Annotated in this window: 13 protein-coding genes; 2 read left to right on the top strand and 11 right to left on the bottom strand. The window is 37.7% G+C overall.

The genetic code is table 11. The features are described 5' to 3' along the window. Nucleotides 1–3 precede the first annotated feature (3 nt). Nucleotides 4–1,473 carry a sodium/proline symporter PutP gene (gene putP, locus AC1DUW_RS04425; RefSeq protein ID WP_161804982.1) on the top strand — a complete coding sequence of 490 codons (1,470 nt, stop codon included), beginning with the start codon at nt 4–6 and terminating at the stop codon, nt 1,471–1,473. A gap of 137 nt (nt 1,474–1,610) precedes the next feature. After that, on the top strand, nt 1,611–2,831 hold the full coding sequence (locus tag AC1DUW_RS04420) for a PucR family transcriptional regulator (protein WP_053348834.1): 1,221 nt from the start codon (nt 1,611–1,613) through the stop codon (nt 2,829–2,831). A 190-nt stretch (nt 2,832–3,021) separates the two neighbouring features. Here AC1DUW_RS04420 and AC1DUW_RS04415 read toward each other — a convergent pair whose 3' ends face one another. From AC1DUW_RS04415 to AC1DUW_RS04365, 11 genes are all read right to left on the bottom strand, one after another. Next, the gene (locus tag AC1DUW_RS04415; protein WP_053348833.1) at nt 3,022–3,369 is read right to left on the bottom strand and encodes a YrdB family protein; all 348 of its coding nucleotides are present in this window, start codon (nt 3,367–3,369) and stop codon (nt 3,022–3,024) included. A gap of 7 nt (nt 3,370–3,376) precedes the next feature. Further along, nucleotides 3,377–3,970 (bottom strand): TetR/AcrR family transcriptional regulator, encoded by a 594-nt coding sequence (locus tag AC1DUW_RS04410; protein WP_053348832.1) that lies wholly within the window; start codon nt 3,968–3,970, stop codon nt 3,377–3,379. Nucleotides 3,971–3,989: 19 nt separating this feature from the next. Further along, a complete protein-coding gene (locus AC1DUW_RS04405) occupies nt 3,990–4,700 on the bottom strand; it encodes an MBL fold metallo-hydrolase (RefSeq protein WP_053348831.1) in 711 nt (236 codons plus the stop codon). Nucleotides 4,701–4,955: 255 nt separating this feature from the next. Further along, complete coding sequence (locus tag AC1DUW_RS04400) at nt 4,956–6,053, bottom strand: NAD/NADP octopine/nopaline dehydrogenase family protein (protein WP_477642050.1); 1,098 nt, start codon at nt 6,051–6,053, stop codon at nt 4,956–4,958. Further along, a complete protein-coding gene (locus tag AC1DUW_RS04395; RefSeq protein WP_477642049.1) occupies nt 6,050–6,196 on the bottom strand; it encodes a hypothetical protein in 147 nt (48 codons plus the stop codon). Before AC1DUW_RS04395 ends, AC1DUW_RS04400 begins: the two co-directional genes overlap by 4 nt. Before the next feature lie 121 nt (nt 6,197–6,317). Next, a complete protein-coding gene (locus tag AC1DUW_RS04390; protein WP_053348829.1) occupies nt 6,318–7,748 on the bottom strand; it encodes a sodium:solute symporter family protein in 1,431 nt (476 codons plus the stop codon). Between the two features lie 149 nt (nt 7,749–7,897). Next, nucleotides 7,898–9,115 carry a CdaR family transcriptional regulator gene (locus AC1DUW_RS04385; protein WP_053348828.1) on the bottom strand — a complete coding sequence of 406 codons (1,218 nt, stop codon included), beginning with the start codon at nt 9,113–9,115 and terminating at the stop codon, nt 7,898–7,900. A gap of 173 nt (nt 9,116–9,288) precedes the next feature. After that, nucleotides 9,289–10,743 (bottom strand): alanine/glycine:cation symporter family protein, encoded by a 1,455-nt coding sequence (locus AC1DUW_RS04380; protein ID WP_053348827.1) that lies wholly within the window; start codon nt 10,741–10,743, stop codon nt 9,289–9,291. A gap of 288 nt (nt 10,744–11,031) precedes the next feature. After that, nucleotides 11,032–12,684, bottom strand: coding sequence for a glycerol-3-phosphate dehydrogenase/oxidase (locus AC1DUW_RS04375; RefSeq protein WP_477642048.1), 1,653 nt, complete (start codon nt 12,682–12,684; stop codon nt 11,032–11,034). A gap of 405 nt (nt 12,685–13,089) precedes the next feature. After that, on the bottom strand, nt 13,090–13,335 hold the full coding sequence (locus AC1DUW_RS04370) for a DUF2164 domain-containing protein (protein WP_053348825.1): 246 nt from the start codon (nt 13,333–13,335) through the stop codon (nt 13,090–13,092). A gap of 563 nt (nt 13,336–13,898) precedes the next feature. Beyond that, nucleotides 13,899–14,342 (bottom strand): VOC family protein, encoded by a 444-nt coding sequence (locus tag AC1DUW_RS04365; protein WP_116821113.1) that lies wholly within the window; start codon nt 14,340–14,342, stop codon nt 13,899–13,901. Nucleotides 14,343–14,428 lie beyond the last annotated feature (86 nt).

Below are 14,428 nucleotides of genomic sequence, written 5' to 3'. Positions count from 1 at the left end.
CATATGATAGATTACTCATTAATAATTTCCATTAGCATTTATATGGCGGGCATGCTTTTCATTGGGTATTTCGCTTACAAAAGGACGTCCAATTTAAATGATTACATGCTTGGCGACCGGGGTCTTGGTCCGGCTGTTACTGCATTAAGCGCCGGTGCTGCAGATATGAGCGGTTGGCTTTTAATGGGGATGCCAGGTGCCATGTTTGCAACAGGACTCAGTTCCATCTGGATTGTAATCGGCCTGACACTAGGTGCCTATGCGAACTGGCTGTATGTTGCACCAAGATTGAGAACGTATACAGAAGTAGCCAATAACTCCATTACGATCCCTGCTTTCCTGGAAAATCGTTTTGGTGAGGGCTCACGGATCTTAAGGCTCATTTCCGCTTTGGTTATCCTGATATTCTTTACCTTTTACGTTTCCTCCGGAATGGTATCTGGCGGAGTCTTATTCCAAAGTACATTTGGCCTAGATTACCATACAGGTCTATGGATCTTAACAGGTGTTGTCGTGGCCTATACTTTATTCGGCGGATTCCTGGCAGTAAGCTGGACAGACTTTGTTCAGGGAATCATCATGGTCGTTGCCTTGGTTCTTGTACCGATCGTTACCCTTTTCCATGTTGGCGGTTTCGGTCCTTCCATAGATACGGCACGTTCCATTGATCCAGCCTTATTGAATATTTTTACAGGGACGAGCTTTTTAGGAATCATCTCATTATTTGCATGGGGACTGGGTTACTTCGGACAGCCGCATATCATTGTCCGCTTTATGGCGATCAGTTCTGTTAAGGAAATCAAGAAAGCCCGTAATATCGGGATGAGCTGGATGATTTTCTCCAGTGTCGGTGCCATGCTGACTGGATTCATCGGTATCACGTATTTTTCTCAGAACGGTCTCAAGTTAGATGATCCTGAAACGATTTTTATAGAGTTAGGGGAAATACTTTTCCACCCACTTATCACTGGTTTCTTGATTTCCGCAATACTGGCAGCCGTCATGAGCACGATTTCTTCGCAGTTGTTGGTTACAGCTAGCTCTTTAACCGAGGATATATACAAAACCTTCTTCCGTCGTTCCGCTTCAGATAAAGAGCTTGTCTTCCTAGGCAGACTTTCTGTACTGATCATATCGATCATCGCGCTTATTCTCTCTTGGGAGAAAAATGACACGATTCTTGGACTTGTAGGGTATGCTTGGGCTGGATTCGGTTCTTCATTCGGTCCATTGGTCTTACTAAGCCTATGCTGGAAACGCATGACAAGATGGGGCGCATTAGCAGGGATGGTCGTTGGTGCCGGGACTGTGATTTTCTGGTCGATGGCAGGATTATCCGATACGCTTTATGAAATGATCCCTGGTTTTGGCGCAAGCTTGATTGCCATTATCGTGGTAAGTCTTCTTACAGCCAAGCCATCAAAAGAAGTAGAAGAGCAATTCGAGGAATTCGAAAGAACTTTAAAACAATAATAAATCACCTAAAAGGAACGGTCTATGAAATTTTTTTCATAGACCGTTCCTTCTTTGTGCCCCTATACACATCATCCGTTTAAAAGTATTATTAAACTTAGTTGTCATATACTTCAAAAAATAACAGGGGGCCATATATGTCATTAGAAAAAATCCTGACTCTCACAAACATCAACGATATAACGGATATGGTCAGCACTTATTTAAAAAAACCAGTCGTCATCGAAAATGACCAATTTTTATTGCTGGCATATAGTTCATATTATATCGAACACTTCGACCAAGCCAATCAGCAAACCATCTTCACTAAGCATTGGCCGATTCCAATCTTGGAAAAATTCATGGATGAGGGCATTGTCGAACAGCTTAAAACGGTGGAGCATCCATTTAGAGTGAAACAAATCGAGGAAATCGGTTTAAATCAAAGAGTTGTTGTAAGCGCTGTCCACAAAGGGCAGGTCTTCGGATTCATTTGGGTCCAAGAGACGGAAGTGATGCCTGATTCCGATTTGGAATTTTTACATGAGGTTTCCCATCATATCGGCAAGCTCCTCTATCAGAAAAAACAGATAAACATGAAAAAAGATGAAGAAAAAAATGAGTTTTACCAAAAGGTCATCGACGAAGTCTATCAAACGGAAAACCAAATAAAATGGGAAGCAGCCAATATGAGTCTTCTTATTCCGGAAACATTCCTTGTAAATGTCTTTACCATCGCTCAATCCGATGCGGAACATTTCGATGAATTAACGGATACAGTCAGTCTATTCGCAAATGCATTGAATCATTTTTCCCATGTATTCACAAACCAATTGAAGATCATCGTCTTAATTGGTAGCAACGGAAAAGGGAAAGAGCTGCTTTCTGATAGCGCCACTGATTTAACGAACACGGTTCTTTCCCAATTCAATGGCCAAAAGGTGTTCTCAGGAATCGGAAATGAGTATTCTTCGATTCTTCAATTAAGAAAATCCTATCTAGAAGCCCTGGAAGTGATCAATGCAGCCAAGTTCATCGGTAAACCTGAACAGCTTCCTTTTCAATATAGCAAACTTGGGATTTTCCGTTACCTCGAAATGATCTCTAATCATCATGGTAAAACGAATTATATCAATATGGATTTACAGATTCTGCAAAAGAAGGACCAGGAAAGCCAAACAAAGCTCCTTCAAACAATGGAAATATTTCTGTTGAATAATTGCCGGATCAAACCGACAGCTGAACAGCTATACATTCATACCAACACGTTAAAATACAGAATGAACCAAATAGCCGATCTCACTTCAATCGATTTTGATGACTTTCATTCACGGATACAGCTATACGTCGACTTACAACTATTAAAGCAGAAAAAATAGGAAATGCTTCTTTTGCAGGCCAGACTTTTAAACTCTCTTATGAATCCTTTAAATCAGCTAAGAAATATGAAACTCGGCAACGGTTCGATCCAGCTATACTTCATACTTTAAAGCCCTTGTGTAGCAAGGGTTTTTTCTTTTTGTTCGCCACTCCATTTTGATGTCCTGCTGGTCAGGTTTAAACTACACCTTATTGGTCCAGAAGCATCATGAAAATTCTATTTATTATCACGGTAAATCCATAGAACCAAGCTAGTTTAACGTTTTTAAGGGACAAAAGTAATCCTACTGGAACCAAGAAAATAACTGCTTCCAGTAGCAAATGAATTTGTGCGGATAGTTGTATGCTGGCCTTAGGGGAACCAAATGCCCCCCAAAGGATCGCTATACCAATTGGGATAACAATGCTAAAAAAAACTTTCATGATTCTGGTATTTCCTACTTTGAAACCCCAATAACCGTATACAGCAAGTGCAAAAATTTCTAATAAAAATCGAACGGATAAGTTTACCATTTGCAAGACAGAAAGAAAACTCATTTTAACCTTACACCAGCTCATATTTATCTTTATTTATAACTATAGAATGGATTCCCTCAATATAAGTATTCAGCAGTATAGAAAAACTCTTATCGATATCAATCGGCATCCCAAACCCACCCATTTTTTCAATTGAAGTAAATCCATGTAAAATGCTCCTTAATCCTCTCACCAAGTGAATTGCCATTTCTTCCTTCAAATTATAGGCTTGTAGTACTTGGACAACAAGCTCTACAACTGATTGCTGTGCTTGTTGTAACTCCTTGTCTTCAGAATTTGGAAAACGGGTGGTAGCATCATAAAGTCCTGGATGAATTCTAGCAAATTCAACATATGCCTCACTAAGTGCCCTGATTGCATCATCACCGGAGCGTCCCACTGCTGCTTGAAGCATGTATTCATAAAGTTTTTTAACTCCATTTACTGCTAGTTTCTGTTTTAATCCATTTAGGCCGTCTAAATGGTTATATAACGAAGGGGGGCGTATTTGTAATTCTTCAGCCAACTTGCCTAACGAAAGATGATCAAGGCCGTTTTCATCAACTAGTTCTGTAGCTTTTTGTAAAATGATAGACAAATCTAACCTTATACGTTGAGACATCAATTTTTACCTCCTATTTTCATGATTGAAGTTTTAATTCTGCTTCAACTATTGCTTTGTCAATAGAATTCCCAGGGTGTTCTAGCATCTTCCCATGACCAACAGCAAGTAAACTCGGTTTATAACTTCTTAATTTCTTTGCACTTTCAAGAGCGATAAGTTTATTCCAAGTGGCAAAGGCCGGGAACGGAAATAAAGGTTTAATCATTCCAGACACCGCAGTTCCACCTCTAGTTTGTAAGGCATCCCCCACAATTAAACTATGATTCCGGGTGTCAAGAAGAGATATAGAACCAGGGGTATGTCCTGGTGAAAAAATAACTTCCAATGAACCAATACGGTCGCCCTCTTTGAGTAATAAGTCTGGTTGAGTTTGAATATTTTTAGGGACTCCTCCGCGGATTGGAGAGTTTGTTTCATTTTGTAGGAGGGTAGAATCACCAGCCAGTAATAACGCATCCCTAAAAGAAATACTCACTTGTAAATCAGGGATTAACGCTTTAAGCCCGTCTAGTGCACCAACATGATCATCATGTGCGTGGGTAACTATTAATCTTGTTATCGGTTTTCCAATAATCCGCGCCGCATTTATTATACTTTTTGTACTGTAGGGTAAGGCTGCATCTATTAGTGTAAGACTATTCTCTTCCTCTACAAAATAACAGTTCACAGGAAATACACGTGGCATAAAAGATAGTTGATATACTGTACCAACCTTAGTCATTTTCATCTTTAATCAAACTCCCCCCCAAAACTAATATAATTAATATTATAACTAATATGATTAGTTTTTCAATAATATTCCATGTTTAAAGTCTTTAAATTATATGAAAATAAGCAATCTTTATTAAGTTAAATACGAATCATCGTAAAAAAACCCTTCTAAGTAAACAATAACGCTCTTTCTTGAGCATGTTTACTTAAAAGGGGTGCGATTTCGTTCTGCTAAAAATGAGGGTTTTTCGATTTTTTTACTAGACTCACCTTAAACAGAAACTTTATGCGTTCCTGTACGAACGAATTCTATGATTTCATCTTTTGATAGTTTGCTAAGGCCTAAATTATCAATTGTCCTTCCAGTTTGCGGGATTCCTCCAACAAGAATTTCGCCTAACGTGATCATCGAATCCATCACTGGTGTTTCTAGTCCAATATGATCGGCTATTGAAGCGAATGTTCGTAAACCAAAAGGAATATCTTCAGATAAATAACGCGATTGCAAAGAAGTTGGCCCTTTAATCGGTGTCAAACTGCGGCTTCCGTTTAACACTTCCCAAGTTGTTCCTTTTGGACCATACCCTGATGTATGAAGAAGTTCAGCAATTGTCATCAATTCCAAATCAAACCACTTCCCAATTTCTAATCTTTCCTGATCCAATTGTTCCATCACACGAATAACAGATGGGGTCATCCCTTCTTCATAAATATAAAATTCGCCATTTGAGCGCTCAATGCGACCCGCATTTAAAATCGTTCCAGGCGGATGATCGATTGGGTTCATACTGCTCAATCCAGCCTCAAGTACATTGCTCACAGGGGTGATAGATAAAATATCATCAAGCAAAGCCGTTGCCCATTCAGTACGAACGGAAGGAAACACGCCGATTTGCACGTTAATTTTCACATTAACTCTTACTTTTCCAGGACCCTCTAGTCTTGTCGCATATGGAAGGGTATCTGATTCAGCTAGCACAACATCTTCATTTACACCTAAATCTCTCCATATCCTTGCAAATTCTAAAGAACCAATCGTTCCTGGCAGAAGAACAACTAATTGATCTGATTTCACTTTATCAGCTAATAGATTCGCATAGTCTTTATGTGCAAAAGCCGGGACAGCAACAAGGATAATCTCAGCACCGTTTAATGCTTGGTCTATGTCATTTGTGACCATAGCTATTTCAGCTGTTCCATTTAATATCTCGCCAATACATTCAATACGTTTCGTTTCAAAAACATCCTTCATTGCAAGACTGAATTTCTCCATTTCAAATAGTCGAACTTCATGTCCAGCCAAACTTAAATCAGCCGCTAATGTATGACCTCCATTACCTCCACCTAAAACAGCTACAGATCTTTTCATAACTTTTCCTCCTTCATATCTTTTCGTCTATTTTCCATATCTTCATATTCTATTGAATGAGTAAAAATGACACTGTTCTCTCCGCACAAAATGTCAGTGATTTCTACGGATACTTTCGTCAGATTTTTCCGTTGATATTTCATAAACTAATTTTTCAGTCTTTTTTATTTCTTAATGACATCATCTATATAATGTTTTGTACATACAATACCTGTCATAAGGGTAACTACGATTAATAATGATGGAATGAAATAAAGTAGAAAACTATACAACATCATTTTCAAGCATCTCCTTATCCACCTTAATTGCAGAACTTCCTGCATCATTGTTTTTCGTTAATGAATGGGCGATAAAAAAGGTAATGATATTCGCGATAAATCCCGGAACAACCCCAGATAAACCAAAAGGTTCATGTAAGGCAAATGTCCAAATTAAGGTGATAATCGCCCCCACAACGATTGAGGATAAACCCACTGTTGCATTACGAAAGTTCCACATGATTCCCATCACCAATGGGAATACAACGGTCGGAGCCCAAAGGTAATAAGAATATTCCAAGGCCGCGATTATACTTGGAACATTTAGAGCAAAAATTAAAGAGGCGATACCAACGATTACTGTCAGTATTCTTCCCAACAATAATTCTTGCTTGTCCGAAGTTTTTTTTCTATTAAGAAAAGGATAGATATCTCGCATAAAAGAAACGGTCGTTGAATTTAAAAAGGAGCTGGCTGTGGACATAATGACGGCTAATAATGCAGCAACTGCTAATCCTGTCACACCAACTGGCAAAAGTTCTTTTACAATGGTTGGTAAAGCATTGTCTGTTTGAATCCCAGGGAATAACACATAGGCGACTAAGCCTAATGAAGCTGTGATGAAGAAGAATCCAAAAGAAAAGAATCCGGCAATTATATACCCTTTTCTAGCTGTTTCAGGATCTTTAGACGAAAAAATCCGTTGTGTATAAGGCGGAATCAACGCTTCTCCTAAGAGAAATGTGACGAATAATCCAATAAACGTAGTTATTTCCCAATTACCCAACAAGGTGAAATGAAAATCCGGAACTTTTGCAATTAACGTATCCGTACCGCCCACAGCAAACAATCCAATGATAAGCGAAAGAGGCAATATGACACCGAGCAGTACAAATTGAAGAACATCTGTTTGAATAACGGCCATAACTCCTCCAAAGGACGTATAGAGAATGACCGCACCCATCCCGATTAGAATCCCTACAAGCGGAGGTATATCCAAGATTACTTTAAGCATAGTTCCTAACGCTAATGCTTGTCCCCCTATAATCCCCGTACATAATCCCACTGAGAGAATTCCAGTTACTAATTTCGCTTTTTTCCCGTAGTGTCTTTCCATAATATCTCCAACGGTTTGTGCTCCTTTATAAGCTTTTAACCGCGGGGCAATAAAATAACCAATCAATACACTAGCAATCCCATATGCACAAAATGCAAACATAAAGACATACCCATCTTTATAAACATTTCCCGCCATTCCAGTTGAGGCTCCTCCTCCTAATACGGAAGCCGCCAAACTAGCAAAAAGAATGGAAATTGTAACTTTCTCTCCTGCAACATTATAGTCTTTTACTGTTCGTATGCGTTTACTTGTTTGATATCCAATAACCGCGATGAACGCAAAATAACCTACAACAAAGATCCAATCTAAGTTCTCCATACCCCTTCACCCCTTTTCAAACTAATAACCTAAAACAGTTTCTCCCTCTCTAATTTGAATTATATTGGTTTAGGGTCATTCAAAGCATCGTAATCCCCGCCTAATTATTCATTTATATAAAAGAAGTAGTTTGTGCTAACAGCACAATGCTAATTTCCCTTGTTTTCTGGTTCGAGTATCTGCATTAGTTTCACCGCAATATAAAGTTCCAGGGACTCCCTAAAATTTCGTAAATTCTTTCCTGTAATTTGTTCTATTTTGTTTAATCGATAAAAAAGTGTATTGCGATGGATGTTCAATGCTTTAGACGAATTAATCGGACTCAAGCTAGATTCACACCAAGCTGTGATCGTACGAAATAATTCATCATAATCAGGGTACTGTGTTAATTTCGTAACGGTTTCTTCTACGAAATGATGCGCAGTATTTTTATGAATATAGGATAGTAATTCTTCTAAAACGAAATCTTTTATATAAAAGATTTCTGGGTGATCCGTCATTTTTTTTCCGATTCTCAGCGCCCGCCAAGCAGCATGGTAAGAGTTATTAAGATCAGTCAGACTTCCAATAGTTCCTATACCAATTGAAGCGTCAATTCCTAACTCCTTTAATGCTGAAATAAGCTGTTTACACTTCTTTTTAATCGTTTCACAGATTTCTTCTTCATGAATTTCACCATCCAACATATGAAACACAACATATTTATCAGACCCTAAGGACACCGTAATATCCTGATTATTCGAAAAGGTTTTTTTTATTTTCGATTCTATGTTTATCTTTAATGATTGAATATATATTTCTGGTGAATCTTTTTTTAACGCTTGATGATGAATTTCACTCGTAATATGATTGAATTGAAAGAGATCGATAACGATCGTAATGCGAGGTGGTTTTAAATCATAACCCAATTCCCTTCCTCGAGTTAGCAATAGCATTTCATCACTATGGTTGGGGTCAAAAGCGGCAATTTCCTGAACAAGGCTCTGTAAAGCCCTTTCACGTAGAAGGGAAGATTTATTGATGATTTCCTCACGCAATAAAATTTCAGCATACTTTTTAGCTAACATCCCAAACTTTGCTACTTCATTAGGATATCCTGTGATGCCTAATGTACCTACATATTCCCCTGATAGTTCAATAGGGATTGTTATTCCAGGTTTTACCCCCTTCAATGTACTTGATACTATTTCATTATGGGTCATTTCCTTACGACGAAAAATGGCTCCAAGAGAAGCTTGATGCAATGTGCCAATTCTTGATTGATCACTTGAACCAAGCACTATTCCATGTTTATCTGTAATCAGCACTTCATGGCCAATTACTTCACTGGTTATGTTCGCAATTTCTTGAGCTAGCTTTTCTAACATAATATCCCTACCTTAATTTTCCACTGAAATTTTTTTCTTTTTGGAGATTACACTCCCTTTACCAAGTTCCCCAATTTAACAGAAACTAAAAAAACCAGCTCTCATTAAACTTGAACTGGTTTGTGATGAACAATGATTTATTTTTTACATAATAAAATTAAATCCAGGAATATTCAAGACACATTTTCCTTGTCTCTAACATATTCATGCTCCCAAAAATCAGCATTTTTAATCCCCAACGATTTTGGATCGAAAACGGGATCCAAACCTTTTTTCTTCTGCTTTTCGTAATCTTTTAAAGTTATCAAGGCTGGCTTAGCAAGAATTAAAATGGCAATAACATTGAGCCAAACCATAATCCCTAATCCCGCATCACCTAACGCCCAAGCCAACTCTGCTGTTCGAACAGTTCCATAAAAACTAGCCGCAAGTATGACAAGTTTTAATGTAAACATAGCCCATTTACTATTACGATTACGCATTAAATAGGCGATATTTGTCTCTGCAATATAATAATACGCCATGATCGTTGTAAAGGCGAAGAAGAAAAGAGCAACAGCAACAAACCCAGCTCCAAAGCCTGGTATAACACTATCAATTGCCGCTTGTGTATACCCAGGACCAGGTGTTACTTTTCCTAAATTATTGACAATATATGAACCATTTTCTGCTTGTGTATTATACATGCCTGTGAATAAAATCATAAATGCTGTAGCAGAACAAACGAACAATGTGTCAATATAAACAGAAAATGCTTGGACAAGACCCTGCTTTGCTGGATGTGATACTTCAGCTGCAGCGGCCGGATGAGGGCCTGTACCTTGACCTGCTTCGTTTGAATAAACCCCACGTTTTACTCCCCAGGCTATCGCCATACCAATAAGCCCACCAAATGCAGAATCCATCCCGAAAGCACTTCTAAATATTAATGAGATAACATTGGGTAATTCAGTAACGTTGAAAAGAATGATTACAACTGATAATAAAATATAACCAAGAGCCATAAATGGAACAATTAATTGAGCAGCATTAGCTATCCGTTTTACTCCACCGAATATAATAAATCCTAGTAGAAGGACGACTATTATTCCGGTGATTGCCGGTTGAATGCCAAATGCGTTTTCTACTCCTGCAGCAATTGAATTAGACTGAACACCAGGCATAAGAACTGCCATAGCTATTAGTGCAGCGAATGCAAAAAGAACAGCAAACCACTTCCAACCTATTCCTTTTTCAATATAATACGCGGGACCACCTCGATATTGACCGTCTTGTTTGACTTTGTAAATCTGAGCTAAGGTAGATTCTACAAATGCACTAGATGCTCCAATAAAGGCTATGGCCCACATCCAAAAAACTGCACCTGGACCACCAAAAGCGATAGCTGTTGCTACTCCCGCAATATTACCTGTACCGACCCGACCCGAGAGCGCAATTGATAGAGCCTGGAATGAAGAAACCCCTGCTTCTGAACTTTTACCTTGGAACATTAAAATGATCATTTCTTTAATATGCCGTACCTGTAGAAACCGGGTTAAAATTGAAAATAATAGCCCTACTGCCAATAAACTATAAATGACTGGTGTACTCCATAAAACTCCATTTAAAGCAGTAATAAAATCCGACAAATAAACTCCCCCTTTATATAATTTGAAAATTCAAATAATATTACTTAAATAATTATATTTCATCTTAATCATATAAACAATATTAAATATGTAAGAAAACCTAACATTATTAAAGCAGAAATGGATTATCGTGATTGTTCTATTTGCAAGCATTCTATCATTGAATATGTAAAAGATGAGCCGCATTGCCACTCATCTTTTACTCACACATCTATAATTCGAATAAAATCATGGAAAATAAGATAAACGCCAGCAAAGCCGCTGGCGTTTAATCGTTTCAGGTATAAGTTAAGATACTTTAATAGCACCATGTATTTCTTGTTCCAATTGGTTTGTTCTTTCCGTTTTTGTTGATTCCGTCCAGCCAAAATATTCAGCCATATATTTAATTACTGCACTTTTATGTGTTTGGACTAAATCAATATCAAATAATAGGGTGCCGGTTCTGCGGAAGAAGAAATCAACCGGAGTTGCGGCCATTTCATGATCTAATGCGTATTGCAACTGTACGAACAACTTCTGTGGGAGGCCAGTGCGAGTTTCCACGTCCCCTTCACTTTTTGCGATATTGAACAAAACAGCCGCGTTTGATCCGTACATAGCCAATAATTCTTTGGAATCCTTAGCAGTGAGTCCTGAGTCAACCCCTATTTGAATATGTGTCTGGATATAATCAGAGAAATTGCTTGATCCTCCGACATCCCCTCCAGAAATCGGCATTTTTTTGGTACTGCTATTAGGGTAAGATCTATTTGGTTGCTGGGAAAGCTTCCCGGCTACAAGGTCAACTGTCGTTTTTGCCATTTTGCGATATCCCGTTAATTTTCCTCCGGCAATCGTGATAAGACCCGAATCGGACTCCCAAATTTCATCTTTTCTTGAAATTTCAGAAGGGTCTTTACCTTCTTCTAGAATTAACGGTCTCACTCCAGCCCAGCTTGATTCGATATCTTCATCCGAAACTTTCACTTCTGGAAACATATAATCAATCGCCTTTAATAAATAGGTACGGTCTTCTGATGTAACGGTAGGGACTGCAGGATCGCCATCATAAAAGGTGTCTGTAGTTCCGACGTATGCCTTACCGGCTCGCGGAATAGCAAAGATCATCCGGCCATCGGGCGTATCAAAGTAAAGCGCCTGCTTCAAAGGAAATTTCGATTGGTCGATTACGACATGAACACCCTTTGATAACTTCAGCGTTTTCCCTTTTTTCGATTGGTCTTTTTCACGGATCGAATCAACCCATGGACCTGCGGCATTGATAACTTTGTCTGCATATATTTCATACTGATTACCTGATAGTAAATCATTGACCAGGACGCCTATTACCTTGCCATTTTCATACAACAATTTTTCTACCTTTGTATAATTTATAGGTGTCGCGCCTTTATCCACAGCCGCCTTCATCACTTCAATCGTCAGGCGTGCATCATCTGTACGGTATTCAACATAATGGCCTCCGCCTTTAAGTCCTTCTTTCTTTACAAGGGGTTCCATTTTCAGTGTTTCACTAACCGATAGCATTTTCCTTCGTTCACTTTTTTTGACGCCTGCTAGAAAATCATAGACTCGGAGTCCGATGGATGTACTGAATTTTCCAAATGTGCCGCCTTTATGCATTGGGAGCAGCATTCTTTCCGGTGTAGTCACATGTGGCCCATTTTCATAAACGATCTCTCTCTCTTTTCCAACCTCAGCAACCATTTTTATTTCAAATTGCTTTAGATACCGCAAACCACCATGGACAAGCTTTGTTGAACGGCTTGATGTTCCTGCAGCAAAGTCCTGCATTTCCACCAATGCCACTTTCATTCCTCGAGTCGTTGCATCCAGGGAAATCCCTGCACCTGTAATTCCTCCGCCAATGACTAACACATCAAATTTTTCTTTTTTCAGAAGCTCAATTGTTTCTTCTCGATATATATTTGAAAACCTCATGCCTAACTCCTCCTTTGAGTGATACCTGCTTTTGTCGAGTAGTTGTTGGTTCTTGTATTTAAATAAGTTAATTTGTTCTCATAGTTTTCCATTCATATAGATATTAATTACCCTAATCTGCCAATAAAAACAAAAAAAGAGACCATAAATGCACATTATCGAATTCTCGATAACGCATTCATGGTCTCTCCTGTTCTCCGGCCGATTTATTAACTTGATTTTAGTATATCATACTCTAACTCATATTAGAAAGACTTCGCTTTGTTTTTATTTAACAGTTCAACTAAAGGGGCAGATTAGCTGAAGTAAAAACAAGGAAAGATGATTCCTATCTTATGCCGTATAAGACATATTATGTGCAACAATAAGAGTGAATTATTATCAAATTCACTCTTGAAAAATTATTTATCTTTTTATCGGGCGTTCTAGAGTTAATATTTCATCTTCAAGTGAAGAAAATTGCTGTTCCACTACATGTTTAACATCTAAGACAGCAGCGTTATAGAAATGAGGAGCAAGTGACTCCTTAACGAAATCTAATACTCTTTCTGCAGCAAATTCAGTTATTTCTTCATCTCTTTCTTGTGAAAAAAAGTATTGAATGTCAGAAATCATTAATTGCTGTTGGTCTTTTGTAAGTTTTATAAACAAGTAAAACACTCCCTAATAAAATATATTACAGCTAACTATACATGTGAAATTCAGTAAATCACAGGCTATATTTTCATAAAATATTATGTACAAGTAGGAGTGGTAAAAACCCTTTATTAAGGGTAGTTGAAACTTTATTTAATGCAGATGAACATACCTCGACATTGTTTGGTTTAGGTTTTCTCGAATTAATTCTTTTATCATACCGTATATTTTTATTGGATTATCAGTTTTATTAGGAAAAAAAGAAGAGCGAATTTAAACGTGATTTTAGTTAATAAAAACAAAATTTAAGGGGCGGGCGTTAGTTGAAGAAGATGAATACATATAATAAAGTCGTTTAATTTTATAGCCATCAATCAAGAAAACCGATACTACTGATGTAGAATCGGTTTTCTTAATTTCTGCAATTTAGTTGGAAAGTGGGTACTACAGAGTAAAAACTTTAACAATAAAGTTGTTTAATCATTCTTCACTAACGCCCCAAACTGTTAAATAATCTTCTAAATTACTGAAATTTAATACAAACGTCATATAGCTGTACATGTAATAAATCACCTAAATTAAAAATCATGCACGGTTACACAAAGTTGGATAATTACTCCAAACGGATCTCGTACAATGGCATATCCTGGACTAAAAGCATTGGGTTCATATGGTACTAAAATGGCCACCTTTTCATGTTGAATAAGCGAGTCATAGAGATCTTTAATTACAATCTTATCTTGAGACTGAATACATAAAGATGAACTATTACCTAATTGCCAAGGTTGTGTATTGTCCATTTCTTTCTCCGCAAGCATAAGCTTATTCGCACCGATTTGTAAAACAGAATGTGTAATATACTCATCTTGACCTTCTCCATAAATAAAATTAGGATTCATTTCCTTCATCTCTTTATAATTTTTCTTAAAAAGAACGGTCGCCCCTAAATATTCCTCATAAAACTCAATAGCAGCTGCACCTTTACCATTCAACGATAGAAAGGGAATTACTTCAAAATTCATTTTATTGCCTCCTCAACAATTATTTATTACACTTACAAGTATATAAAATAAAGGTGACAAAAAACGGCACCATTAAGAGGTCATTT

It is taken from the genome of Peribacillus sp. P4_C12 (assembly GCF_056402095.1).
This window is presented reverse-complemented; position numbering and strand designations above follow the sequence as displayed.